The sequence below is a fragment of the Izhakiella capsodis genome (assembly GCF_900115045.1).
Taxonomy (GTDB): Bacteria; Pseudomonadota; Gammaproteobacteria; order Enterobacterales; family Enterobacteriaceae; genus Izhakiella; species Izhakiella capsodis.
The window spans coordinates 66508-91576 of record NZ_FOVC01000001.1 but is presented as its reverse complement, the minus strand read 5'-3'; the positions used below and the strand labels follow the sequence as shown (position 1 = coordinate 91576).

Below are 25069 nucleotides of genomic sequence, written 5' to 3'. Positions count from 1 at the left end.
TGCCAACGCCTTTGGGAATTTTTATGCGCTATCGCGTTATTGCACTCGACCTTGACGGCACTTTGCTGACACCAGAAAAAACGATATTGCCTGAGTCCATCGACGCGCTGGCTAAAGCCCGCGCTGCCGGGGTGAAAATTGTAATCGTCACCGGACGCCATCACTGCGCTATACACCCTTTTTATCAGGCACTGCAGCTTGATACACCTGCAATTTGCTGTAATGGCGCCTATTTATACGATTATCAGGAAAAAAAAGTGTTAGCGGCCGATCCTCTGCCTGTGGATCAGGCTAAACAGGTCATCCGGTTGTTGGATGAACACCACATTCACGGGCTGCTGTATGTCGATGATGCCATGATTTATCAGGAACCGACGGGCCACGTTATCCGTACGCAAAACTGGGCACAATCCTTGCCAGAACATCAGCGACCGTTGTTTGTCCGCGTAACCTCACTGCGACAGGCCGCCAGAGAGGCAAACGCCATCTGGAAATTCGCGCTTTCGCATCCTGATACCCGTGCCCTGCAACATTTTGCCGACGTGGTTCAACATGAGATGGGTCTGGCCTGCGAATGGTCATGGCATAACCAAATCGATATTGCCCGCGCCGGCAACAGCAAAGGGAAACGCCTTGCTCAGTGGGTCGCTTCACAGGGGCTGACGATGAACGATGTCATCGCTTTTGGCGATAACTATAATGATCTTAGCATGCTGGAGCAGGTCGGCCTCGGAATTGCCATGGGAAATGCCGATGAGGCAATCAAAGAGCGTGCTGCGCGTACCATCGGCAGTAATCTGGAGCCGGCTATTGCCGACATGATTTATCAGGAAGTGCTTTAACAGATGAAGGGCCGTCCAGGGACGGCGCTTAAATGCCAATGGCAGGGACTATCCCCTTGCAGGAGACATCCTCATTAACCTGCCTGGCGCGCTGCAAGAAGTGAGCAACCTTCTGCGGGTGCTAACCCAGTTAACGCGTTAATAGCTAACCGAGACGCCTTTAATCTGAGCAAAAAGCCACATGTCAGGCTTAATCATCAGGTCGTCCCGTGCCCAGGGCGTGATCCGCGCCCAAAGTTTACTTTGCCCAATACGCAGCCTGACTTCGACGTGATCGTCGATATCAAGCAGCGCTTCGACCTGGGCCGGAATAACGTTACGCACCGAGCTATTGTGCGGTGGCTGCAAACTAAGGGCAACGTCTGTCGCCTGAATGCGAATACGCAACGGCGTACGTTGTGGCAGCGCGATACGGCTTACCCAGATATGCTGATCGCCAAGCGACAGCGCCGTCATCGCATAGTCCGGGTGCTGCTTCAGTACCTGTACACGCAGTATGCTGCTCTGTTCGGCTCGGGGTAGCCAGCAGCGCATCGCGCTGCTATTCCACACTTTTTCCAGGGGGCCAAACGCTTTAACCTCCCCCGCGTCCAGCACCAATACGTTATCGGCCAGTTGCAGGATCTCGTCCAGACTGTGGCTGACATACAGCAGTGGGATATCGACCTGGCGTACAAGACGTTGCAGCCAGGGGAGCAGTTCGCGCTTACGTGGCAGGTCAAGCGACGCCAGCGGCTCATCCATCAGCAGAATATTTGGCGTCGACAACAGCGCGCGACCAATTGCGACCCGCTGCTTCTCGCCGCCGGACAGAGAGTGCGGGAAACGGTCCAGCAGCGGAGCAATACCTAACAGCGTCACCAGCGCATCGTATTGATCACGCTGACGCTTATGACTGCCGTACAACAGGTTACCGCGCACCCGATAATGAGGAAACAAGCGGGCGTCCTGAAACACATAGCCAACTCGTCGCTTTTCTGGTGGCAGATTAATCTGCTGTTCGCTGTCGTACAACACCCGATCATTGAGCGCAATGCTGCCGCTTTGCGGCGCGGTCAGTCCAGCGATAGCATTAATTAATGAGGTTTTTCCCGCGCCTGAAACGCCGAAAACGGCAGTGATACCGTGGGCGGGTACCTTCAGATCCAGCACCTGAATATGCCCGCCAAGACGTTGGGTAAACGCTAACTCCAGCATCAGTTAAGGCCCCCCCATTTTTTACGTCCCCAGCGGCTAAGCCATTCAGACATCAATAGCGAACTGAGCGCCAGTAAGATGGCGATTACGCATAAGCGCGCAGCAGCTCCCTCCGCACCCGGCGTTTCAATCAGCGTATACATTGCCGAGGGGAGCGTGCGCGTTTCACCGGGTATATTCGAAACAAAGGTAATTGTCGCCCCAAATTCACCCAGTGAGCGGGCAAACGCCAGCACGGTACCGACAATCACACCGGGTAACGTTAACGGCAAGGTGATGGTGAAAAAAACCCGCCAGCGCCCGGCACCCAGAGTACGGGCGGCCTGCTCCAGGCGGCTATCTACCCCTTCAAGCGCAAGGCGAATGGCTCTGACCATTAGCGGAAAAGCAACCACCGCCGAAGCCAGTGCCGCACCTCGCCAGCTGAAAGCGAAGGTGAAGCCAAACCAGTCATAAAGATACTGACCGATGAAACCTCGTCGACCAAAACCGAGCAGTAACAGATAGCCGACCACGACAGGCGGCAACACCAGCGGCAAATGGATCAAACTATCAAGCAGGGCTTTACCCACAAACTGACAGCGCGCCAGTATCCAGGCGATCAGTATCCCAAAAGGCAGGCTGCAGCCAACCGCCACGATAGAAACTTTTAAACTCAGGATCAGCGCCTGCCATTCGGGTTCACTCAGGATCATTTACGCGGTATGAATCCATATTTTTTGAAGATCGCCGTCGCTTCTGGCCCCTTCAGGTAACGATAGAACGCCGTTACATCGGCTTCATTATGATCTTTAACGATGGCCATCGGATACTCAACGGGTTGATGGCTTGACTCAGGAAAGCGCCCCACTAGCGCGACTTTGTCGCTGGCGAGGGCATCTGAGCCATAAACAATACCGTAAGGCACTTCGTTACGTTCCACCAAAACCAGCGCAGCCCGCACACTGTTACCAGGAGCCAGCATCGACGACACCGTTTTCCAGGCTCCGAGGTGTTGCAATGCCTCTTTCGCATAAAGTCCGGCCGGCACGTGTTCCGGATCGCCAACCGCCAGGCGCTGGTCTTTCAACAGGCTTTTCCAGTCAGTTTGCTTATTTATAGTCACGGATTGCGTATTTCCCGCCAGAGGTGCCACCAGAACCAGATCGTTGCCAAGCAGTGTATAGCGGCTACCGGTATCAATCGTTTTTTTTGCGGCAGCGTAATCCATCCACTGCTGATCGGCAGAGATAAATAGATCGGCAGGGGCGCCCTGTTCTATCTGGCGTGCCAGGGTAGAGGACGAAGCGAACGAAGAGACAATTTTTATCGGCCTGCCTTGCTCATACAGGTTGGCGATATCCTGTAATGCATCAGTTAAGGACGCAGCGGCGAATACGTTAATACTTTCTGCCGCAGTCGTTCTGTCCATCAGCGTGATGCTCAGCGCCACGCTAATAGCCCAGCAACTCCAGGTGGATCTCATTCCGTTCTCCTGCCATTACGTTATGTAACAAGCAATATAACGCAGTAACAATTTCTGTCATGAGAATTATCGGCAACAGCAGAATAAAAATGAGGGCTGAGTGGAATAAAATGACCAACCCGGCGGGAAGCCGGATTTGGCAGGAACCGGGATCAGGAGCGATCGTTAGCGGTACGATCCTTCGGATGACCAAATTTGGAGATAAGGTTAAAGAATTCGCCCAGGCCGTAGATTAAGCCCAGTATGACAGCCATCACCACCGGCACCATCAGAATAGCTATCAACAGGCTCTTAATGAGTTCCAGCATCTAATCCCCACTGAATTTGGTCAAAAACGCATTGTATCCATTCAGTTAAAAAGTGCACGCGCGTTTCGTGCGTTTTACCTTTACTGACAAAGCCTGCCGCTCCGGCCTAGAATGTCTTTTTCTCCGGAGGAAATATGCAGAGCGAACTTTCCCTGATCATCAAAATGCAACAGCGGCTGTTTGCTGATCCTCGCCGTATTGAACTGCTGCGCCAGATAAAAGCCACCGGCTCTATCAGTCAGGGCGCTAAGATGGCCGCGATTAGCTATAAAAGTGCATGGGACGCGGTTAACGACATGAACCAGCTGGCCGACGGTCCGCTGGTTAGTCGGGCAACTGGCGGCAAAGGGGGTGGTGGTGCCGCGCTGACAGCATACGGTGAAAGGCTCATTCAGCTGTTTGATCTGCTGGAACAAATTCAGCAAAAAGCCTTTGATGTACTGCAAGACGATCGGGTTCCACTGGACAGCCTTCTGAGTGCAATTGCACGTATTTCATTACAGACCAGCGCCCGCAACCAGCTGTCCGGCATCGTCACCGGGCGCGATGAGCAGCATGTGCGCCAGCATGTTCAGGTTCTGCTGGCAGACGGTGTGACCCGGTTAAATATTGCGGTGACCGAAACCAGCGCCAGGCGGCTACAACTGGAGAACGGCAAGCAGGTTTTAGTCTTGATTAAAGCCCCCTGGATCGTACTGGAAACCCCAGGCAGCGCGGCGGAAAACAACCTTAAAGGCCGCATACACAGTATTGAGCATAGCATCAGCCACAGCGAGGTACTCATCGATTTATCGGACGGTCAGCAGCTTTGCGCTTCGTTGGATCGCCAGCTGCTGCAACAAAAAAATCTGCATCCGGGCGATGAAGTAACGGCACATTTTGCCGCCGATCAGGCAATTATTGCTACACTGCTCTAATGCCAGTGACGGATTTGACTTTGCACTTCATCAGGCATAGTTATGGAACAACTAATACAAATAATGGAATAAAAGATGTCATCACTGCACATTTCGCAAGGCACGTTTCGCCTTAGCGACACTCGCGTACTCAACCTGCAAAACCTGAATATTAACGCCGGAGAGAGCTGGGCCTTCGTTGGCAACAACGGCAGCGGTAAATCATCACTGGCACGCGCCTTGTCCGGCGAGCTGCTACCGCTCACCGGTACCGTCGAAAGCCGCTTTATCCACCCTGCCCGCATCTCATTCGAACAGTTACAGAAACTGGTCAGTGATGAGTGGCAACGCAACAATACCGACCTGCTCAGCGCCGATGAAGATGACACCGGACGCACTACCGCACAGATTATTCAGGAAGAGGATCAGGATGCCGCACGCTGCGTCCGACTTGCCGAGCAGTTCGGCATAGGCTCTCTGCTTGAACGTCGGTTTAAATATCTCTCTACCGGCGAAACCCGTAAGGCGCTATTGTGCCGGGCGCTGATGACCGAGCCGGATCTGTTGATTCTTGATGAACCTTTTGACGGTCTGGACGTGGCCTCACGCGCCAGCCTGGCTGCGCTGCTCAGCGAATTGCACCGGCGGGGCTATACCCTGGTGATGGTGCTAAACCGCTTCGATGATATCCCCGATTTTATTCAGCATATCGGTGTTTTGGCGGAGTGCACCCTCACCCATACCGGCGAACGCCCGGCTATTCTGGCCGAAGCCCTGATTGCACAGCTTGCTCACAGCGAGCAGCTGGCGGGTATTGCGCTGCCTGAGGCTGATGAGCCAGACGCCTTGCCGCAGCTGACTGCGAATATCTCGCCGGTCATTCTGAAAAATGGCGTGGTTTCCTGGAACGATAAACCCATTCTGCATGGCCTTAGCTGGGAAGTTAAACCTGGCGAGCACTGGCAAATTATCGGCCCTAACGGCGCAGGAAAATCAACGTTGTTGAGCCTGGTGACCGGTGACCACCCACAGGGCTACAGCAACGATCTGACGCTTTTTGGCCGCAGGCGTGGCAGCGGCGAAACTATCTGGGATATCAAACAGCACATTGGCTATGTCAGCAGTAGTCTGCATCTGGAATATCGCGTAAGTACCACTGTACGTAACGTGATTATTTCCGGCTACTTTGACTCAATTGGCATCTACCAGGCAGTTTCTGACCGGCAAAAAGTGTTGGCCCAGCGCTGGCTGAGTTTGCTGGGATTTGATGCTCAGAGCGCCGATGCGCCCTTCCAGAGCCTTTCCTGGGGCCAGCAACGGCTGATCCTGATAGCACGGGCGCTGGTGAAACATCCTACTCTGCTCATCCTTGATGAGCCACTTCAAGGGCTTGATCCAATTAACCGCCAGCTGGTGCGCAGGTTCATCGATATTCTGATTGGTGAGGCACGAACCCAGCTGTTGTTCGTTTCGCATCATGCTGAAGACGCGCCGGGCTGCATTACCCACCGTCTGAGCTTCGTCCCGCAAGGGGAAATTTATCAGTACCAGCAGGAGAAACTCCATTCCTGATCGGCCAGGGGGCCGCGAAATCGTCCCCCATCTAAAATAAACTTCATGTGTAACCGTTTTCAAATTACCGACTAAATTATCTATCCATAATTAATATCTTGCGTTTTTAGTCTGATTTTACCCTTTTTTGCGCAGTGTAAACGATTCCATTTATCCAGACTGGATCACGCTTTCATTTTTCAGCCTATGCTACTTTTTACCCATCGAAAACCGTAAGCAGGTTATCAGGACTCAGTATGCAAAAATTTAATCCGGTTGATCACCCGCATCGCCGCTACAATCCGCTATCCAATCAATGGGTGCTGGTTTCTCCACATCGGGCTAAACGCCCGTGGCAAGGTGCTCAGGAAACGCCCTCGCAAAATAGCTTACCCAGCCACGATCCTGACTGCTTTCTTTGCCCTGGAAATATCCGCGTTACGGGCGATAAAAATCCGGATTACACCAGCACGTTTGTCTTCACCAATGATTTTGCCGCGCTGATGACTGATACGCCGGATGCACCGCAAAGCGATGACAGGCTGATGCGCTGCGAAAGTGCGCGCGGTACCAGCCGGGTTATCTGCTTCTCTCCCGACCACAGTAAAACGCTGCCAGAGCTAAGCATAGACGCGCTCATCGGCGTGATCTGCGCCTGGCAAGAGCAGACCGCTGAGCTGGGGCAGCAATATCCCTGGGTGCAGGTTTTTGAAAACAAGGGTGCGGCGATGGGATGCTCTAACCCCCATCCTCACGGGCAGGTTTGGGCCAATAGTTTTTTACCGAACGAAGCAAAACGTGAGGATGATCTCCAGCGCCGTTACTTCAAACAGAACGGCTCACCGATGCTGGTCGATTATACGCAGCGCGAATTGCGAGATGGCGCCCGCTGCGTCATTGAAACCGAACACTGGCTGGCAGTCGTGCCCTGGTGGGCCGCCTGGCCTTTTGAAACACTGCTGCTACCGAAAACAGCGGTAAAACGCCTTGTCGACCTCACCAGCGCACAACGTGACGATCTCGCGCTGGCATTGAAAAAGCTCACCAGCCGTTATGACAATCTTTTCAAATGCTCTTTTCCTTATTCTATGGGGTGGCATGGTGCCCCCTTCAACGGCGAAGAGAATCAGCACTGGCAGCTACACGCCCATTTTTACCCGCCTCTGCTGCGTTCAGCCAGCGTACGCAAATTCATGGTGGGTTATGAGATGCTGGCGGAAACCCAACGTGATTTAACAGCCGAACAGGCGGCGGAGCGTTTGCGCGCCGTCAGCGATGTGCATTTCCGTGAATCCGGAGCAGAATAATGAGCTTAAAACAAACCACGACAACCCTTTTCAATGACATTTTCGGCTATGTCCCGACCCACAGCATTCAGGCTCCCGGACGGGTCAACCTTATTGGCGAACATACCGATTATAATGATGGTTTTGTTTTGCCCTGCGCCATTGACTATAAAACGGTCATTGCTTGCGCAAAGCGTGAGGACCGCACCGTACGGGTGATTGCTGCAGATTATGATAATCAGCAGGACTGTTTCTCACTGGATGAGCCGATCCTCACCCATCCCGACCAGATGTGGTCCAACTACGTACGCGGAGTGGTAAAACATCTGCAGCAACGTAACCCGACATTCGGCGGCGTGGATATGGTGATCAGCGGCGACGTTCCGCAAGGGGCCGGTCTTAGCTCTTCTGCTTCGCTCGAAGTCGCGGTGGGATACGTATTCCAGCAGCTTTATCACCTGGCAATGGACGGTGGCGAAATTGCGTTGAACGGTCAGGAAGCGGAAAACCAGTTTGTCGGCTGTAATTGCGGCATCATGGATCAATTAATTTCTGCACTCGGCAAGAAAGATCACGCTATGCTGCTTGATTGTCGTACTCTTAGCACCCGCGCAGTGCCAATGCCAAAAGATATCGCGGTCGTGATCATTAACTCCAACTTTCGCCGAAACCTGGTAGGAAGCGAATACAACACCCGTCGCCTGCAGTGCGAAACCGGCGCGCGTTTTTTTATGGAAAACTCGTTGCGCGACGTTAAAATCGACCAGTTCCGCACGGTGGAAAACGAACTTGATCCCATCGTTGCCAGGCGCGTGCGCCACGTACTGACCGAAAACGCCCGCACTCTGGAAGCGGCCGATGCGCTGGCCAGTGGCGATCTGGCACGTATGGGGATACTCATGGCGGAATCCCACGCCTCGATGCGAAGCGATTTTGAAATCACCGTACCGCCGATTGATACCCTGGTGAAAATCGTTAAGGCGACCCTTGGCGAACAGGGTGGTGTACGTATGACCGGCGGCGGTTTTGGCGGCTGTATCGTTGCGCTGATGCCGCTGGATTTGGTCGACAAAGTCAAACATGCGGTTGCCAGCCAGTATGAAGCAAAAACCGGCCTGAAAGAGACGTTCTACGTCTGTAAAGCCTCAGCAGGAGCCGGGCAATGCTAAACCAACCAGATCAGCTGGCACCGGATGATTCCCCCTGGCATATCACCACCCTCAGCAATTCACTGGGCATGGTGGTAACGTTCATGGACTATGGGGCAACCTGGCTTTCAGCACGTGTACCTATGCAGGACGGCAGCGTACGCGAAGCACTGCTTGGCTGTGAGCGCCCCCGGGATTATTTGCGTCAGGATGCCTACCTCGGTGCGACGATAGGTCGCTATGCAAATCGTATCGCTAACGCTACTCTGACTCGCACTGGCACCCAACTGGACGCTAATCAGCCACCACATCAGCTTCACGGTGGTTCGCAGGGCTTCAGCCATCGTCGCTGGCAAATAGTGGCGCAGTCACCACAAGAAGTCAGCTACCAGCTTGATTCACCGGACGGTGACCAGGGTTTCCCTGGGAATCTGATCGCGACGGTACATTACCGGCTGGAGGACGATAACACGCTGAGCATCGTCTGGCAGGCGACGGTTGATCAATCCTGTCCGGTAAACCTGACCAGTCATGCCTATTTCAATCTCGATGCCGTTCACGGCGATGCCCGCCAGCATCAGTTACAACTGATGGCTCAGCGCTATCTACCCGTTGATTACAGCGGCATTCCATCGCGGGATTTGACCCCGGTTAACGCCAGCAGTTTCGATTTCCGTCAGCCCAAAACGCTGGCGAAGGATTTTCTCACTGATGCCGATCAACAGGCGGTAAAAGGCTATGACCATGCCTTTTTGCTTGATGCGGCGGGCGATAGCAGGCAGATCGCCGCCCGTCTGACATCGTCAGATGGCAAGCTGCAACTCACGGTGGAAACCTCAGCACCCGCGTTGCAACTCTACAGCGGCAATTATCTGGCCGGCACCCCGGCCCGCGGATCGGGTATATACCAGGCGTTCAGTGGTATCGCACTGGAAAGTGAATTCCTGCCTGACTCACCCAACCATAGCGACTGGCCGCAGCCTGACTGCTGGTTGCAGCCTGGTCAGCGCTATCAATGCATAACCCGCTATCGTTTTACTGCCGCTTGACTGACATCATGTAAGCGTCTGAAAAACATCCGGCGCTGAAGCCCAAATTTACGCGCCGGATTGAACTCCGCTAAGGTAATGCACTATCAAATTGCCGCGTATCGGTAATATAATATTCAGATTGTTATAGAAACCGAAAATCAGGAAGGAGTGAATCTATGGCTGTATCTAAGCTGGTTCTGGTGCGCCACGGCGAAAGCCAGTGGAATAAAGAAAACCGTTTTACAGGATGGTATGACGTTGATCTGTCCGATAAGGGCCGCACCGAAGCGAAAGCAGCAGGTCAGCTGCTGAAAAAAGAGGGCTATTCCTTCGATTTTGCCTACACCTCGGTATTAAAACGCGCCATTCATACCCTGTGGAATATCCTTGATGAAGTCGATCAGGTCTGGCTGCCTGTCGAAAAAAGCTGGCGTCTTAATGAACGCCACTACGGCGCGCTACAGGGCCTTAACAAAGCAGAAACCGCCGAGAAATATGGCGATGAGCAGGTTAAACAATGGCGTCGTGGTTTCGCCGTTACCCCGCCAGAGCTGGATCGCGACGACGCGCGCTTTCCTGGCCATGACCCGCGCTATGCAGGACTGAGCGCCGGACAGTTACCGACCACCGAGAGCCTGAAGCTGACTATCGATCGCGTTCTGCCTTTCTGGAATGACAGCATTCTGCCACGAATGAAAAAGGGTGAAAAAGTGATTATCGCCGCCCACGGCAACTCACTGCGCGCGCTGGTTAAATATCTCGATAACATGAGCGAAGACGAAATTCTCGAATTTAACATCCCCACTGGCGTGCCACTGGTGTATGAATTCGACGAGAACTTCAAACCGCTTAAGCGTTATTACCTCGGCAACGCTGACGAGATCGCCGCCAAAGCCGCTGCAGTAGCTAATCAGGGCAAGGCAAAGTAAGTCATCCGAAATGATTTGAACAAACGGCCCGAAAGGGCCGTTTTTTATTACGCCGTTGCCGCTGCGGAATCGATGACATCAGCTATCAGCGGTGTTAACGCGCGGGGCCAGCCCGGACGACAGATTAGCAGCGACGGGCTTTCACTGCTTCCGCCAGCTGCCGCAGTACCTTTACAGTGTCCTGCCAGCCGATGCAGGCATCGGTGATACTTTTGCCATACACCAGCGGTTCGCCGCTCTCCAGACTTTGACTGCCCTCCACCAGGTGACTTTCAATCATTACGCCAATAATGGCTTTTTCACCACCGGCGATTTGTCCGGCAACATCGTCGGCGACAGTCAGCTGTTTCTGAAACTGTTTGCTGCTGTTTGCGTGGCTGAAATCGATCATCACCTGCGCCGGCAGACCCGCTTTATCCAGACCGGCTTTAACAGTACTGACATGATGTGCGCTGTAATTAGGCTCTTTACCACCACGCAGAATGATGTGGCAGTCCTCATTACCGCTGGTTTCGACGATTGCCGAATGCCCAAACTTGGTCACGGAAAGAAAACAATGTGGCGCACTGGCGGCTTTAATCGCGTCGATCGCCACCTTGATGGTACCATCGGTGCCGTTTTTAAAACCAACCGGGCAGGATAACCCGGAAGCCAGTTCCCGGTGAACCTGAGATTCAGTGGTACGGGCGCCGATCGCACCCCAGCTCATCAGGTCAGCCAGATACTGCGGCGTGATCATATCAAGAAATTCGCCAGCAGCGGGTAACCCGCTGTTGTTGATTTCCAGCAGCAGCTTGCGTGCAATGCGCAGCCCTTCATTAATCTGGAAGCTACCGTCCATATTGGGATCGTTAATCAATCCCTTCCAGCCAACAGTCGTCCGCGGTTTTTCGAAATAGACCCGCATAACCACTTCAAGCTCGCCTTTCAGCTCATCGCGTAGCGCCAGCAAGCGCTCACCATACTCTTTTGCCGCTTGGACATCGTGAATTGAGCAAGGCCCAATAACCACCAGCAAGCGATCGTCTTCATGTTTAAGAATGTGATGAATAGCCTGGCGAGCGCGCGCTACCGTTTGCGCCGCTTGCTCACTGGATGGGTACTTTTCCAGTAGCGCCACTGGCGGCAAAAGCTCTTTAATTTCTCTGATTCTCAAATCGTCGTTCTTATAATCCATTTTAATTCCAGCGTGATTTAGCACCTGGCTGTACGCCAAGTAGTACTGCTTAAATTTAACCGTCCGGGCTGGGCGTGTAAATCGTTCGCGTGTTTTTACCAGCGGAAAATTTGATATTTCACCGCTGCTAACTACACTTTTAACCGTAAATACTTAAAAAAAAGCATTTACCTCAAGGAAATATCATCCAGTTAACGCAAGGCAGCGGTTTATTATGCCTTACTCAGGTAACGCGTTTTAACCCAATTACCCTATTCGTACAGAACTAAACAATTTCATTAATTAACGGGAGCAGAATGATGAATAAGTTTGCAATTGCAATTTTGACGGCAACAATGGCATTGGGTAGTGGCGCAGCACTGGCAGCGGGTGGCAACAACGGTAACTCAAACCAGGCCGCAGCTGCAGGTGCCGTTTCTGGCGGTGCCAAACAAACGCTGGCACCAAAACTGGTTGATAACAGCAAAATCAATGGAGGCAGCCATAACACCGCAGGCCATCCGACACACAAAAATAAAATGAAACACCATAAGCACAAAAAAATGGATGCCAACCAGATTAACCGGAATTCACAGTGCAAAGACGGTAAATGCCCCAATGTGAATGAGAAAGTAGGCCCGGGCGCTAATACCAGGACTGACGGTACAACGCAGTAAGCTGCCGGCAGATCCCCTATTCTTATTTATGCGAAAGGAGAGCATTGGCTCTTCTTTTTGTTTTCTCGCGCTGTCAGGCATTGCCTTTTCTCTTAATTGACTCACGCCATCATTCTGCTATTCCCCGCGCTCACAAAGTGAATTCCACGCAGGATAACCATCATTTCATCGTTGTTGATAAGCGCTCGCTGGTGCAGTACCTTTAGCTGCGTTGAACGTTCAGTAATGCGCGGGCAAGAACGTCGCTGTTTAGGGTATATGTTCGCCCGTTAAAATGGATGAGGATACGGACGACGAAGCGCTGTCAACGGCTGCCCAGGAGCAAACCGACGAAACTCGCGAAACACGTATTCGATTTACTGTTACGATTACCTGATACTCTGGCATTCTGACTGGAAAACGATGGTGCATAATCACTCACATTCACACAACGGCGATGACGCCAACCGCGCACGATTGCTGGCCGCTTTTGTGATCACCGCTCTGTTTATGGTGGCTGAGGTTATTGGCGGCCTGCTTTCAGGCTCCCTGGCCCTGCTGGCTGATGCCGGCCACATGCTTATCGATACTGCTGCGCTGTTGATGGCATTGTTGGCCGTACAATTTGCGCAACGTAAACCTAGCAGCCGTCATACTTTTGGTCTGCTCCGGCTCACTACACTGGCCGCATTTATTAACGCCATTGCGCTGCTGGTTATTACGTTATTGATCTTCTGGGAGGCGATTGATCGCTTCTATCATCCTGAGCCAGTAAAAGGTGGGCTGATGATGGGAGTTGCCATTAGCGGCCTGCTGGCAAACCTGGTTTCATTCTGGCTATTACATCGCGGTGGGGAAGAAAAAAATCTCAACGTGCGCGCCGCTGCGCTACACGTACTGGGCGATTTGCTTGGCTCGGTAGGGGCCATAATTGCTGCGCTGATTATTATTTTTACCGGTTGGACACCTGCCGATCCGATTCTGTCGATTCTGGTATCTTTGCTGGTCGTACGCAGCGCCTGGACGCTGCTGCGGGAAAGTCTGCATGAACTGCTGGAAGGTTCTCCGCAGTCGCTGGACGCCAATCGGCTGGCGCGAACGCTGACCCAATCAATTCCTGAAGTGCGCAATGTTCATCATGTCCATGTGTGGCAGGTGGGTGAAAAACCCGTTATCACCCTGCACGTTCAGGTGGTTCCTCCTCACGATCACGATGCGCTTTTACAGCGCATCCACCGGTTTTTGCATCAGCACTATCAGATTGAACATGCGACAGTGCAGATGGAATATCAGCGTTGCGATACCGCTGACTGCCTGCTAACACTGAGCACAACGGAGCAGGATCACTCGCATCATCATTAAGATAGCGCTTGTGATCCATGCTGCTGACGGGCATTTTTTATCCACAGCCAGCAGCCGTTAAGCGCAATCAGCGTCAGAATAACGTATTCCAGTGCCATCGCATACACGCCCTGACGGGCAAAAATCACCACGCTTATTACGTTGATAATTACCCACAGCAACCAGTTTTCAACGTACTTACGCGTCATAAGGATCATCGCCGCCACCGAGAGCACCATCATAGCGGAATCCCAAAAGGGAAAAGCATCAGGCTTAAGCGCGGGCATGGTGACCGTTAGTCCCAGTGCCCCCATTATCGTCACCGACAGGTGGGTAAGAAAGGCAAATACCGGATTGATGAAAATCGTCATCAGACCAATAGCCATTGCGCATGCTGCCAGCCATGCCATCGCTTTAGGCAGAGGGAGCCAGCGTATTTTAAGCGCACTCTGATTATCCGTGGTCTGCCGACTCCAGACATACCAGCCATAGATATTAGCGCAAAAGAAGAACAACTGTAGCAACAGGCTGGCATAAAGCTGAATTTGGAAAAAAATCACCGCGAACAGCGTCACGTTGAGTAAACCGAACGGATAGTTAGTGATTTTTTCCAGGCTGGCCAGCCAGATGCACATCAAACCGGCTAAGGTGCCAATCGCTTCAATCCAGGAGAGATCGTAGCCCCCAGCCCCAAGCGGGATATGAAACAGAATATTTTGCGTGCTAAAAAAATCCATCCGTTATGATCCTTATTGCGGTTACGTTCGCTTATCGTTTCAAACCTGCAGCAAAGGTTAGCATACGTTCAAGCGGGCGCAACGCGGCGACTCGCAGCTCAGGTGCAACCCGGATTTCATGGCCGATGCCCCCCTGCTGCAAACCATTGGCAATTGCCGCCAGGCCGTTCATCGCCATCCACGGGCAGTGCGCGCAGCTGCGGCAGGTTGCACCCTCACCAGCGGTTGGGGCCTCCAGTAACGCTTTATCCGGCACCGCCTGTTGCATCTTGTAGAAAATACCGCGGTCAGTTGCCACTATCATCTGCGGGTGAGGTAAGTGCTTTGCCGCCTGTATTAACTGGCTGGTTGAGCCGACTGCATCAGCCAGATCAACCACGGCCTGCGGCGATTCGGGATGAACCAGCACCGCAGCGTCAGGGAAAAGCGCTTTCATTTTTTGTAATGCCTGGGTTTTAAATTCGTCGTGAACGATGCAGGCACCCTGCCAGCAGAGGATGTCGGCGCCGGTTTGCCGTGCTACGTAGCGCCCAAGATGGCGATCGGGCGCCCAGATAATTTTTTCGCCGAGGCCATCAAGATGTTCAATTAAATCCACCGCGATGCTGGAGGTAACGACCCAATCAGCACGGGCTTTTACTGCCGCGGACGTATTGGCATAGACAACGACAGTCCGATCCGGGTGCTGGTTGCAAAAATCGTTGAAGTTATCAGCAGGACAGCCTAAGTCCAGCGAACATTCCGCCTGAAGGGCTGGCATCAGAATACGCTTTTCCGGGTTGAGAATTTTCGCCGTTTCGCCCATGAAACGCACCCCGGCAACCAGCAGCGTGGAAGCCGGATGCTGGCTGCCAAATCGCGCCATTTCCAGTGAATCGGCTACGCAGCCTCCGGTTTCCTCCGCCAGTGCCTGAATATCAGGGTCAGTGTAATAGTGTGCAACCATCACAGCATCCTGCTCACGCAACTGCCTTTTTATTTTCCTGCGGTAGTTCGCTTTCTCCACCTCGCTGAGCCTGGCTGGCTTTGCCGGAAACGGATACATCGCATCTTCAGAATCAAACATCAGGCTCATATCGCTATCTCGTTTTTTTCATTGAACACACCGCCGTATTATCCGTGTTACAGTGGAAAAAAACCGGTCAGTTTGTTTTATATACTAAACAAGATGACCTATCATGACCAGTAAAGTTATCACCTGTCTCCATTCTGCCCATTCGAAAGTTTTTTCTGCGACGAGGTGATGCTTTCGAGGTTCAGCAATAATGCCTTAACCTCCAGCCCTCCGGCATAACCGGTCAATTGACCATTACGACCAATAACCCGGTGACAAGGTACCACCACGCTAAGAGGATTTTGGTGATTAGCGGATCCTACAGCACGCACTGCTGCCGGGCGGCCGATCTGGGCAGCGATAACCGCATAACTTCGTGTTTCTCCGAACGGGATTGTCAGCAGCGCGGCCCAGACTTTTTTTTGGAAATCTGAGCCAATAAGATCCAGTGGCAGATCGAATATTCGTCGCTCGCCAGCGAAATACTCTTCGAGCTGACGCGCCGTTTGCAGCAAAACAGGATGCTCAGGACGATTAACAATTGGCGTACGTTTGAGACGTATCGCCCTTTCGTGCTCCCAGAGAATGGCTGACAACCCTTTATCACTGGCGATCAGTTCCAGTTCACCTACCGGGGTGAGCGTAGTTTTACGGTAGTAGCTCATTCGACTTTCTCCTGCAGCCTGATCGCGCCATGATCTATCTGGCCGCGATGATTAAGATCATCATAATACCTTAACGTCTTGACTGAGGCCCATCGTGACAATGAGCAACGATTTCGTTACTGAATTATGGGGATACAGATCGGCTGGCTAACGGCGGTAGTTCATGCCTCCCTTTAACCTCAAACCGATAAGGGCTGTAAGAGCTTCATTTGTTTTCGATTTCCAAGAATGTCAGACAATCAGACCTCAATCATGCGTTAACATTATCCTCTTATTAATCTAACCTGTTGCCCATATTCATCAGCCCTTTTCGTCTTATCATCCGGAAATTACTGCAAGATAATGATTAGCAAACCGCTGAAGCACGATTGAGTTTACTAACCATCAAGATTAACGAGATAACGTTCAATAACTGCTTTGGTTTTTTGGTTTTGACAGACTGTCACTGGTTTTATAATCAGCAAGACAGGTATCAAGCGCCTTAGTGTAAAGCAGCAGATCAACCCCCACGGCGACAAATGTCGCTCCCCAGTTTATGTATTTTTTCGCTGCTTCCGGTGCAACAGACAAAATACCGGCAAATTTACCTGCCTGACGTATCCGCTCAATGCTTTGTTTGATTGCGGCCTGCACCTCCGGATGATCGGCGTTGTCCGGATGGCCTAACGACGCGGAAAGATCGGCGGGGCCAATGAATAAACCATCAATGCCCTTGACGGATAGAATTTCGTCCAGATTATTGAGCGCTTCCTGACTCTCAATCTGAATTAAGATGCAGAGCTCGTCATTCGCGTTGCTCATGTAGTTATCTATCCGCCCCCAGCGCGCTGCGCGCGCTACGCTGGCCCCTACGCCACGAAACCCTTCCGGAGGATAGCGAAACGCTGCTACAACGTCCTGTGCCTGTTGAGCACTCTCGACCATCGGGATCAGCAATGTTTGCGCGCCAAGATCGAGAAGCTGCTTGATATTAGCCCGCGTGCCTTCTAATGGGCGCACTACAGCATGGCTGGTATAAGGTGCTACTGCCTGCAATTGCTGAAGATAACTGGTTACCGAATTAGGTGCATGTTCACCATCAATTAATAACCAATCATAGCCAGAAGTTGCAGCAACCTCCGCTAAATAAGGGGATGCACTACTTAGCCATAACCCTATCTGCAACGCGCCACTGTTCAGCTTTTCTTTGAAATTGTTTTTAACGTTATTCTGCATAATTTCCTCAACTGTCAGTACCATCCAGCAGGTACCGAAGTTTATTGTGATCAACGATTCTGGCTGACAGCATAAACTGTAACGGCCATATTCCCTCAGCTTCGTTAGCTTTGTATCCGCCGATGTTGCGGCGAATTAGCACGTGCTGAATGTCATCGAGGCTATTGGCGCCCTCTTCGATACCTGTTCAGACCTGCGACACACCAAAGAGACGCGTTGAAACCTGCGTCCCTGAAGAGTCTTAGTGCGTTTAGTATCAATCAAATCGTTTGCCAAATTTACCTTTCCGTGATTTTTGTAACAGCACGCTGCGATTTGCCGGTGGCTGGAAGCGATACGGATCAAAGTGCTTCCAGGTAAAGCTCGCGCACTTCATCGCGACTGGCGACACGGGGATTACATTGCGCACATGGGTCGGCAAGGGCTTTGTCCAGCCAACCTTCAATGTCTGAAGAGGTTATCCCTAGCTTACTGAATCCAGTGGGAATACCGACGCGGGCGCTGAGATGGCGAATAGCGTCTATCGCCATCATGCTGGCCGCTTCAGCATTCATACTGGAGGTATCTACACCCATCGCTTTCGCCACACAAACGAAGCGATCTATCCGTTGAGGACGATTGAAATTTTCGACAATGGGCAGAAGCAGGGCATTACATACCCCGTGGGGCAAATTGTGTGTTGCTCCCGGCTGATGCGCCAGAGCATGGACCAGGCCAAGACCTGCACTGTTGAAAGCCATCCCCGCCAGATACTGACCATAAGCCATTTGCTCACGTGCTTCGAGGTTATGACCATCATCGACCGCTATTGGCAGCCACTGGCTAATCAAACGAATCGCCTCCAGTGCGTTAGCATCGGTCAGCGGATGAGCCCCGACCGAAACATAGGCTTCAATGGCATGGGTTAATGCGTCCATCCCGGTAGCTGCTGTCACAGCGGGGGGTATTGCCAGCATTACGCTGGCATCGTCAACGGCGATATCCGGAATGATATTGGTATCGATGATAACCTCTTTGACTTTGCGTTCGCTGTCGATGATCACCGCATTGCTGGTCATCTCCGCAGCGGTGCCTGCCGTGGTGTTAATCGCGACTAAATGAACGCCAGGGTGGATAACGTTACCCACACCGGAATAGGCTGTGGAAGGACCGGGATTGGCCGTCAAAATTTTAATTGCCTTAGAGGTATCGATTGGACTGCCGCCGCCAAAAGCGATGATGTAATCACATTGCGTCTGTTGATAAACCCCATAGCCTTTTTGCACCAGGGCTTCCGTTGGATTTGGGAAGACTTCATCAAATAAATGATAGGGCATCTGATGCGTGTCAAGCGCTGTGAACAAGCTATCCAGCAGGCCAAGTTTAACCAATTGTCCGTCAGTAACAATCAGGGCTTTGCCCCATTTTTTGCCCGCTACTAACTTCACCATATCGCCAATCGCACCTGCACCGTGCAGGCTTATTTTAGGTAACGCCAACATAAAACTCATGACAATTCTCCTTAGATGTTACTTATCGCTTTCAGCAGCAGAGACGAGAGCCTTAACAGTTGCCTGCGTTATGTCTTTACTGACTTTCACTGCTCTTATTCTCAGCGTCACAGCGAATATTTGCTCCGGCTTGCCAGGGTAACAATCAATAGCGTTACTGCGCTATGTGATCCGCTTTTTTCAATGCGCGGCAAAAATGTCCTTATCATCATCTTTAGCGTTCATCCGCATACTCCTGCGTTAATTGAGATAGCAAGGTGAGTGTCTGCCGCCAGACAATCTTTTTTTCCATCAGCTGGCTGCGGTGATAAAGCTGAGCAGGGTTTATTTTCACGCCATGCCCAGCAATACGCTTAATGAGGTCAGATAAGTGGCTATCTTCCCGTTCTTCTCCCGATCGATATCGCATTAAAATCGCGACACCGCTAAGAATTTATATTCCACTCTGCCAGCAAAAATACGAGATCAAGCTCCTCAACCTATTTATGTCGCAATAGCCATATTCCAGGCTGAAAAGATTAATGCGTGTAAGGGCGCTTGAGGTTGAGTTGACGATTCAATTCAACGCCAAATCCCGGCTTATCAAGAGCGGTTTTATGCATGCGTCCTTTAACAGGAACCGGCTCATTTAATAAAATTGGATCAAACTGTGGGCGCATTGTCGAGCAATCCGGGCTAGTCATCAAAAACTCACTGAAGGGTGTATTGGTAAAAGTGATAACTGCGTGATGAGAATAAACAGAAGATCCATGCGGGACGACTAACTGTCCGCGTGATTTGGCAATGGCCGCCACTTCAACTAATGTTGTGAGACCACCACACCAGCCTACATCAGGCTGCATGATGTCGATGCCGGTTTCAGAAAGTGTCCTGAACGATTGCAGCGTTCCATGATGTTCACCACTGGTAACCATCATGCCTGCTGGTGCCAGACGCTTTAATTCACGATAGCCTTCGTATTGCTGAGGTGGCAGACACTCTTCAATCCATTTGAGATTGTAAGGTGCGCAAGCATGAGCAAGTTTAGTTGCATAATTCACGTCCTGGCTCATCCAGCAATCCAGCATCAACCAAAAATCTGGGCCACATTTTTCACGAAACTCAGCCACCATTGCGGCATCCTTACGAATACCTTCATCGCCATCATGCGGCCCCCAATGCGTCGGCATCTTACCGCCGATGAAACCCAGCTCCTTCGCGAGGTCGGGCCGAGAACCGGTAGCATAAAATTGGATTTCGTCTCGTACCGCGCCACCTAATAGTTGGTAAACAGGTAAATTAACCACTCTGCCAAAAAGATCCCACAAGGCGAGATCCACACAGGAAATGGTGTTCATCACCAGACCACCTGAGCCAGAATAGTATAGAGTGGCATTCATCATTTGATCATGAATTAACTTAATATCGCTGACAGACTTACCTTCAATAAATCGGTTAAGATGTTTCTCAACAATGAAGCATCCCATTTCACCAGCAGTAGTTACAGCAAATCCTGTCTGGCCATTATCCGCTTCAACTTCAACAACCAACGTGCCGAGTACGTTAATACCAAACGACTGGCGTGATTGTTCATACGCCTTATATTTACTCATCGGTGTAGCGATATGATCATCGATCCAATGCTTCCCTTCCTGATCATGATAATCTGCACCTCCGCTACCTTTCTCTGCGGTTGCTCCTCCCAAAAACCAGGCGCGCACGTGTTTAATTTTAGGTAATGACATGGTATTACTCCTGTAAGCTCAACGCGTTAATTTAATCTAAAACCCGGTTTATTCGTGGTAGTCCTACAATCATAATGACACCAAGCAAAGAAATTATGGCTAATGCAAGAAGACCGGCACTTTGATTACTGAAGAGTTTGTCGGCATATACACGAATAATTGGCGCGAAAAATCCACCAAGGGCGCCAAAAAGATTGATGAAACCAATGGCTGAAGCCAAGCCGGCGCCAGAAAGAATTTGTGCAGGCATTGTCCAGAATACGGGTTGTACAGCTATAAAGCCAATGGCTGCAAAACAGAGTGCGATAACAGCCAGGAATGGACTCACCAAACCAGAAATACCTATCCCAACCGCTGCAGACAGTAAGGTGAAAGCAGCCACACTGACTCTTTTTCCACAGGCATCAGAATAGCGGGGAATAAACCAGGTTCCTAACAATGCAGCAATCCAGGGAATTGCTGAAACCATTGCTGTTTTGATGCCCATGCTTGTGCTCAACAGTGCTGAAACCTGTGAAGGCAGAAAGAAAATCAACCCATAAACACCTATCTGAATACTCATGTAAATAAGTGCTAAATGCCATATACGACTATGCCGCATGGCAGCAAGCAGATTTCCAGCGCTTTTATTTTTGGTTTCCAGCGATAATATATTTTGTAATTCTTCTTTCTCTTTTTTATCCAGGAAATTAGCTTCTTGCGGAGAGTTTGGTAGCCAACATAGCGTGAATATACCGGAGGAAAAAGCCAGCGACCCTTGAATTAAGAACATCCAGAACCATCCGGGCTGCCCCAGCAAACCTTTCAGCTGCAATAACGTACCCGCAAAAGGAGCACCTAACACCAGGGCGAGCGGAGCACCCATATAAAAAAGCCCCATGATTGCCCCCCGATTTTTTTCAGGGAACCATTGTGTGGCAAGATAGATCATGCCTGGAAAAAAGCCAGCTTCAGCAGCACCCACCAATACCCGGATAGTGAGAAATTTAGCTTCAGTATCGGCAAGACTCATCGACATCGAAAAAATACCCCACAGGATAGCCGTCATACCTATCCAATTTCTCGGGCCAAATTTGCGCAGAAACACGTTAGCGGGAACACCGAGCACGGCATAAACAATAAAGAAAAGCCCCGCACCAAGTGCATAAGCCTCATTACTCAACCCAGTATCTAATTGATATGCCTCTTTGGCGAAACTAATTCCAGACCTGTCAAGAAAAGCCAGAATATAGAGTGTCATCATAAAAGGAACCAAACGGATACGACTCTTTTTCACAGCCTTTTCCAGAATTACAGTCATGTTGTTAACCCTTCTTGTCATAATAATGATTCGGGAGCGTCTGAACGTAGAGCTGCACGATGCTGATGAAAAAATGACATGCATTTTCTCTTCAAGGGAGCTAACCGACACGATTAGTTTTAATCAGCTATCGCTCTGAAGACTTTTTTCTCACAATATTTTTACCACGGCTTATACCGTTTTCATACCTACTGGCAGCGTGAAGAATCGTGACACTTTGCGCAGTGCATAATCCAGGCTTTTCAGAAATAAAAATTTCCCGCTCATGAATTTGAACCGATATTTGACAGATACCAAGACGTTCACCATCGCTTATTGCTTCTTCATCTGGCTCACTCCGGCTATCCATATACCTGAACTTAATATTACTATCAGGATATTTTTGAGTTCTGATAGCTTAACTTAAGCAATTTTAAAATAGGAAGTAAATATTTTTTTCAGCGAGTCAATCCAAATAAAATTCTCAATACTTGCAATCATGACATCATCCTGTTAATTGATTCGTTTAATCACTGTGAGCGTACAGGTTGAGCAAATCAATGAAGTTTCATAGCAACCAAAAAATTATGGTAAAAATGAGTATAGACAATAGATGGTTTGCCGCTAATTTTCTTTCTGATTGGCGGTGAGAATAATGCCATATTAGCCTGACAGGCGGCAAAATTAATCAGGAATTCACTATACTTAAATCAAATTATGAAGAGCCAGATAAAATAGAACATTGTATCAATAATTTGCAAAGCCTGTGAGTTTCAGACGGATGTTAAAATCTTAACATTGATACCCGACAACCTCAAAAAATTGCGCAATGAATTATCATCGTATCACTCGATGTTCCCTGATCCTACACCTAAGTAAATTCAGCATACCATCCCCCGCTCCTATTAAAATCACCTGGAAATATATTTAATGCTGAGCCAATTCTAGCAATAAAGAGAGAATTGTTAATTCGACATTGTTCACATTTAAATGAATATAATAAAAATATAATCGAAATTACTGATTTGAATCATTATTAATGACGTTATGTTACATAGTTCACCCCCTGCCGTACCATTACTGATGGTTCAATCACCATCAACACTATCATCCTGTCAGGGTAGTAGTAGCGCGCACACTGATCTATCGTTGATTGACAAGCAGCGATTGTATCGCCATTGACGATCCGTATCTCTCGGCCATAGCTCATCCAGTTCGTACTCAAGGTATTTTGCAAGCATCGCCTTCAGAGAATTGATTTAACGAGAAAAAATAAGTGAGAAGCATGCAAACTGACGTATCGCTTTCCTGCGTCATGACTGTTGCTCATCTCATAAGCGATATTTGCGAGAGGAACTCCACTACTCAGGGCAGAACGTTATTGATAAATTGTTGCTGGCGAAGATCGCATGTTCAACCGTTCATGAAATGCTGTTGACGACAGACAAACTTCGCCTAAAACGCTCGAAGTCATTAACAGGGCTATGCAGGGATAAGCCTGGAAGAAAACGGTTGATCTTTAGTTTTCAACGCGTAAAAGGCTGTTGTGTATTGCTTTACACACTGACTCAGATTTGCAAACCTGATGACACTACGCTTTGTTCTCTTAACGAGCTTCACCTGGTTTGTCCACAGACTATGTTATCAATCAGAACAATGACAATGGCACCTGTGAGCATCTCAACGGGTTACGGCACCACGTGCCGTTTGCGGCCAGGATAAGCTGACTGGAAACTTCAGTAGTTATCAACGCCTCTGCCAGACTTCAAGATTAGTATGGATAGCTGCCGACGGGCGCGCAGCCACTGCCTGCATTCAGTGCCCCCCTCTGACAAATCGTTTGCGAAAAGAGAGCGGCTAATGGGAGAGGTAACGATTGATGAGGCTCATAGAGAAAAAGGCGTCTCAAGAGCGCCTTTTTGAAATGGTGGGTCGTGCAGGATTCGAACCTGCGACCAATTGATTAAAAGTCAACTGCTCTACCGACTGAGCTAACGACCCGCTGCGTGTACATGCCTGGTTGGATAACCAGTTATTATTAACACTCAAAGTGGTGGGTCGTGCAGGATTCGAACCTGCGACCAATTGATTAAAAGTCAACTGCTCTACCGACTGAGCTAACGACCCACTTTTCTTACCTGCCGAACTACTTTCCAAATATCCCGGCAACGGCGGCATATATTACTGATTTGACGTTTCAGCGCAACCCTTATTTTTCAATAAGTCAGTCAACTGCTTACCTTTCATGCGGCATGACCAGAAATGCAACGAAATCGGGTCAAACCGTCGGTATCACGATGAAGAAAGGCGTTTTTCGGCCTGTTTGGCAGCGTTAGTGTTCGGATATTGTTTGACCACTTGCTGATAAACGGCTTTCGCTTTGCCGCTGTCACCCTTTTCCTGCATGATAACACCGACCTTATACAAGGCATCGGCGCTTTTAGGCGACTTAGGATAATCTTTCACCACGGTAGCAAAATAGTACGCCGCATCGTCTTTTTTACCCTTGTTATAACTTAACTGTCCTAACCAGTAGTTGGCATTAGGGATATAAGTGGAGTTGGGGTATTTTTTGACGAATGACTGGAAAGCGCTGATTGCTTTATCGTACTGGTTTTTTTCGAGAACCAGTGACACGGCCGAGTTATAGTCAGTATTCGCATCGCCGCTTTGCACCGTGGCAACGGCCTCTGCACCACTGCCGGTTTCAGCGTTGCTGCCTGGTGCAGTGTTAGCGGCACCGGTATCAGTGCCAGGTTGCTGAGTGCTGCTACTGGAGGCTGAACTGTTAAGTTTATCTACCTGCTGATAGAGATCTTTCTGGCGCTCTGCCATCTGGCTCAGCTGATACTGATTCTCCTGAATCTGACCACGCAGAGAATCCATATCGCTTTGCATTGAAGAAAGTTGCTGCTGAAGCTGTTGCAGAAGCTGCGACTGTCCATTGGAAATGCGCTCAAGGGTGGTGACCCGGTTTTCCATCGAGCCTGAACCAACGCTACTGATTGACGCCTGGGCATTAGCGGCCCCGAGAGCCGCTACGCCAATCAATAACGACAGACTCAGTAAACGAGATCTGAAGTTACTAATCATATTGTT

General features: G+C 50.3%; 22 protein-coding genes and 2 tRNA genes. 9 read left to right on the top strand and 15 right to left on the bottom strand.

The features are described from left to right. Positions 1 to 23: 23 nt before the first annotated feature. Entirely contained in the window at positions 24 to 842 is an 819-nt protein-coding gene (locus BM191_RS00470; RefSeq protein WP_092873684.1) for a pyridoxal phosphatase, read from the top strand. 138 nt (positions 843 to 980) lie between these two features. On the opposite strand, the gene modC is transcribed toward BM191_RS00470, so the two are convergent. The 4 genes from modC to BM191_RS00450 form a co-directional block, all read right to left on the bottom strand. Beyond that, complete coding sequence (gene modC, locus BM191_RS00465) at positions 981 to 2039, bottom strand: molybdenum ABC transporter ATP-binding protein ModC (protein ID WP_092873681.1); 1059 nt, start codon at positions 2037 to 2039, stop codon at positions 981 to 983. Then, the gene (modB, locus tag BM191_RS00460; RefSeq protein WP_092873678.1) at positions 2039 to 2734 is read right to left on the bottom strand and encodes a molybdate ABC transporter permease subunit; all 696 of its coding nucleotides are present in this window, start codon (positions 2732 to 2734) and stop codon (positions 2039 to 2041) included. Before modB ends, modC begins: the two co-directional genes overlap by 1 nt. Further along, positions 2731 to 3450 carry a molybdate ABC transporter substrate-binding protein gene (modA, locus tag BM191_RS00455; RefSeq protein ID WP_407927848.1) on the bottom strand — a complete coding sequence of 240 codons (720 nt, stop codon included), beginning with the start codon at positions 3448 to 3450 and terminating at the stop codon, positions 2731 to 2733. The genes modB and modA overlap by 4 nt, the downstream gene beginning before the upstream one ends. A gap of 206 nt (positions 3451 to 3656) precedes the next feature. Further along, positions 3657 to 3812: an AcrZ family multidrug efflux pump-associated protein gene (locus BM191_RS00450; protein WP_092873672.1), complete on the bottom strand. Its 156-nt coding sequence runs from the start codon at positions 3810 to 3812 to the stop codon at positions 3657 to 3659. Between the two features lie 134 nt (positions 3813 to 3946). Here BM191_RS00450 and modE point away from each other — a divergent pair, with 134 nt between their 5' ends. The 6 genes from modE to gpmA all read left to right on the top strand — a co-directional run bounded on the left by modE (position 3947) and on the right by gpmA (position 10653). Then, complete coding sequence (modE, locus tag BM191_RS00445) at positions 3947 to 4729, top strand: molybdenum-dependent transcriptional regulator (protein WP_092873669.1); 783 nt, start codon at positions 3947 to 3949, stop codon at positions 4727 to 4729. 75 nt (positions 4730 to 4804) lie between these two features. Next, on the top strand, positions 4805 to 6280 hold the full coding sequence (gene modF, locus BM191_RS00440; protein ID WP_092873666.1) for a molybdate ABC transporter ATP-binding protein ModF: 1476 nt from the start codon (positions 4805 to 4807) through the stop codon (positions 6278 to 6280). A gap of 236 nt (positions 6281 to 6516) precedes the next feature. Beyond that, on the top strand, positions 6517 to 7566 hold the full coding sequence (gene galT, locus BM191_RS00435) for a galactose-1-phosphate uridylyltransferase (protein ID WP_092873663.1): 1050 nt from the start codon (positions 6517 to 6519) through the stop codon (positions 7564 to 7566). Beyond that, positions 7566 to 8714, top strand: a complete 1149-nt coding sequence (gene galK, locus BM191_RS00430) for a galactokinase (protein ID WP_092873660.1) — start codon at positions 7566 to 7568, stop codon at positions 8712 to 8714. The genes galT and galK overlap by 1 nt, the downstream gene beginning before the upstream one ends. Next, positions 8708 to 9742: a galactose-1-epimerase gene (galM, locus tag BM191_RS00425; RefSeq protein ID WP_092873657.1), complete on the top strand. Its 1035-nt coding sequence runs from the start codon at positions 8708 to 8710 to the stop codon at positions 9740 to 9742. Before galK ends, galM begins: the two co-directional genes overlap by 7 nt. A 158-nt stretch (positions 9743 to 9900) precedes the next feature. Then, a complete protein-coding gene (gpmA, locus tag BM191_RS00420; RefSeq protein ID WP_092873654.1) occupies positions 9901 to 10653 on the top strand; it encodes a 2,3-diphosphoglycerate-dependent phosphoglycerate mutase in 753 nt (250 codons plus the stop codon). A 124-nt stretch (positions 10654 to 10777) separates the two neighbouring features. Here gpmA and aroG read toward each other — a convergent pair whose 3' ends face one another. Then, a complete protein-coding gene (gene aroG / locus BM191_RS00415; protein ID WP_092873651.1) occupies positions 10778 to 11830 on the bottom strand; it encodes a 3-deoxy-7-phosphoheptulonate synthase AroG in 1053 nt (350 codons plus the stop codon). 296 nt (positions 11831 to 12126) lie between these two features. On the opposite strand from aroG, the gene BM191_RS00410 reads away from it, so the two are divergent. Both BM191_RS00410 and zitB read left to right on the top strand, forming a co-directional pair. Continuing rightward, positions 12127 to 12486 carry a protein YbgS gene (locus BM191_RS00410; protein WP_092873648.1) on the top strand — a complete coding sequence of 120 codons (360 nt, stop codon included), beginning with the start codon at positions 12127 to 12129 and terminating at the stop codon, positions 12484 to 12486. 402 nt (positions 12487 to 12888) lie between these two features. Further along, entirely contained in the window at positions 12889 to 13827 is a 939-nt protein-coding gene (gene zitB / locus BM191_RS00405) for a CDF family zinc transporter ZitB (protein WP_092873645.1), read from the top strand. Here the strand turns inward: zitB and pnuC are convergent. The 10 genes from pnuC to cpoB form a co-directional block, all read right to left on the bottom strand. Next, on the bottom strand, positions 13824 to 14543 hold the full coding sequence (gene pnuC / locus BM191_RS00400; protein WP_092873642.1) for a nicotinamide riboside transporter PnuC: 720 nt from the start codon (positions 14541 to 14543) through the stop codon (positions 13824 to 13826). The two genes, zitB and pnuC, sit on opposite strands and share 4 nt — an antisense overlap. 31 nt (positions 14544 to 14574) lie before the next feature. Further along, on the bottom strand, positions 14575 to 15618 hold the full coding sequence (gene nadA, locus BM191_RS00395) for a quinolinate synthase NadA (protein WP_092873639.1): 1044 nt from the start codon (positions 15616 to 15618) through the stop codon (positions 14575 to 14577). Between the two features lie 119 nt (positions 15619 to 15737). Continuing rightward, positions 15738 to 16262 carry a methylated-DNA--[protein]-cysteine S-methyltransferase gene (locus BM191_RS00390; RefSeq protein ID WP_092873636.1) on the bottom strand — a complete coding sequence of 175 codons (525 nt, stop codon included), beginning with the start codon at positions 16260 to 16262 and terminating at the stop codon, positions 15738 to 15740. Between the two features lie 405 nt (positions 16263 to 16667). Beyond that, complete coding sequence (locus BM191_RS00385) at positions 16668 to 17477, bottom strand: aldolase/citrate lyase family protein (RefSeq protein ID WP_092875122.1); 810 nt, start codon at positions 17475 to 17477, stop codon at positions 16668 to 16670. Between the two features lie 341 nt (positions 17478 to 17818). Next, the gene (gene fucO / locus BM191_RS00380) at positions 17819 to 18967 is read right to left on the bottom strand and encodes a lactaldehyde reductase (protein ID WP_092873633.1); all 1149 of its coding nucleotides are present in this window, start codon (positions 18965 to 18967) and stop codon (positions 17819 to 17821) included. A 518-nt stretch (positions 18968 to 19485) separates the two neighbouring features. Next, positions 19486 to 20691 carry an L-rhamnonate dehydratase gene (gene rhmD, locus BM191_RS00370; protein WP_092873627.1) on the bottom strand — a complete coding sequence of 402 codons (1206 nt, stop codon included), beginning with the start codon at positions 20689 to 20691 and terminating at the stop codon, positions 19486 to 19488. 31 nt (positions 20692 to 20722) lie between these two features. Beyond that, complete coding sequence (locus BM191_RS00365; protein WP_092873623.1) at positions 20723 to 21991, bottom strand: MFS transporter; 1269 nt, start codon at positions 21989 to 21991, stop codon at positions 20723 to 20725. A gap of 1904 nt (positions 21992 to 23895) precedes the next feature. After that, positions 23896 to 23971, bottom strand: a tRNA-Lys gene (locus BM191_RS00360). A 50-nt stretch (positions 23972 to 24021) separates the two neighbouring features. Continuing rightward, positions 24022 to 24097, bottom strand: a tRNA-Lys gene (locus BM191_RS00355). 165 nt (positions 24098 to 24262) lie between these two features. Continuing rightward, entirely contained in the window at positions 24263 to 25063 is an 801-nt protein-coding gene (cpoB, locus tag BM191_RS00350) for a cell division protein CpoB (RefSeq protein WP_092873620.1), read from the bottom strand. Positions 25064 to 25069: the final 6 nt, after the last annotated feature.

Excerpts from the sequence above, each read along its gene's own strand:
- BM191_RS00390 (WP_092873636.1), bottom strand. The coding sequence starts at position 16,262 with ATGAGCTACTACCGTAAAACTACGCTCACCCCGGTAGGTGAACTGGAA.
- modF (WP_092873666.1), top strand. The coding sequence starts at position 4,805 with ATGTCATCACTGCACATTTCGCAAGGCACGTTTCGCCTTAGCGACACT.
- pnuC (WP_092873642.1), bottom strand. The coding sequence starts at position 14,543 with ATGGATTTTTTTAGCACGCAAAATATTCTGTTTCATATCCCGCTTGGG.
- BM191_RS00450 (WP_092873672.1), bottom strand. The coding sequence starts at position 3,812 with ATGCTGGAACTCATTAAGAGCCTGTTGATAGCTATTCTGATGGTGCCG.
- BM191_RS00385 (WP_092875122.1), bottom strand. The coding sequence starts at position 17,477 with ATGCAGAATAACGTTAAAAACAATTTCAAAGAAAAGCTGAACAGTGGC.
- galK (WP_092873660.1), top strand. The coding sequence starts at position 7,566 with ATGAGCTTAAAACAAACCACGACAACCCTTTTCAATGACATTTTCGGC.
- modE (WP_092873669.1), top strand. The coding sequence starts at position 3,947 with ATGCAGAGCGAACTTTCCCTGATCATCAAAATGCAACAGCGGCTGTTT.
- rhmD (WP_092873627.1), bottom strand. The coding sequence starts at position 20,691 with ATGTCATTACCTAAAATTAAACACGTGCGCGCCTGGTTTTTGGGAGGA.
- BM191_RS00410 (WP_092873648.1), top strand. The coding sequence starts at position 12,127 with ATGATGAATAAGTTTGCAATTGCAATTTTGACGGCAACAATGGCATTG.
- cpoB (WP_092873620.1), bottom strand. The coding sequence starts at position 25,063 with ATGATTAGTAACTTCAGATCTCGTTTACTGAGTCTGTCGTTATTGATT.
- nadA (WP_092873639.1), bottom strand. The coding sequence starts at position 15,618 with ATGAGCCTGATGTTTGATTCTGAAGATGCGATGTATCCGTTTCCGGCA.
- zitB (WP_092873645.1), top strand. The coding sequence starts at position 12,889 with ATGGTGCATAATCACTCACATTCACACAACGGCGATGACGCCAACCGC.
- BM191_RS00365 (WP_092873623.1), bottom strand. The coding sequence starts at position 21,991 with ATGACTGTAATTCTGGAAAAGGCTGTGAAAAAGAGTCGTATCCGTTTG.
- modC (WP_092873681.1), bottom strand. The coding sequence starts at position 2,039 with ATGCTGGAGTTAGCGTTTACCCAACGTCTTGGCGGGCATATTCAGGTG.
- galT (WP_092873663.1), top strand. The coding sequence starts at position 6,517 with ATGCAAAAATTTAATCCGGTTGATCACCCGCATCGCCGCTACAATCCG.
- fucO (WP_092873633.1), bottom strand. The coding sequence starts at position 18,967 with ATGAGTTTTATGTTGGCGTTACCTAAAATAAGCCTGCACGGTGCAGGT.
- galM (WP_092873657.1), top strand. The coding sequence starts at position 8,708 with ATGCTAAACCAACCAGATCAGCTGGCACCGGATGATTCCCCCTGGCAT.
- gpmA (WP_092873654.1), top strand. The coding sequence starts at position 9,901 with ATGGCTGTATCTAAGCTGGTTCTGGTGCGCCACGGCGAAAGCCAGTGG.
- BM191_RS00470 (WP_092873684.1), top strand. The coding sequence starts at position 24 with ATGCGCTATCGCGTTATTGCACTCGACCTTGACGGCACTTTGCTGACA.
- aroG (WP_092873651.1), bottom strand. The coding sequence starts at position 11,830 with ATGGATTATAAGAACGACGATTTGAGAATCAGAGAAATTAAAGAGCTT.
- modB (WP_092873678.1), bottom strand. The coding sequence starts at position 2,734 with ATGATCCTGAGTGAACCCGAATGGCAGGCGCTGATCCTGAGTTTAAAA.
- modA (WP_407927848.1), bottom strand. The coding sequence starts at position 3,450 with ATGGACAGAACGACTGCGGCAGAAAGTATTAACGTATTCGCCGCTGCG.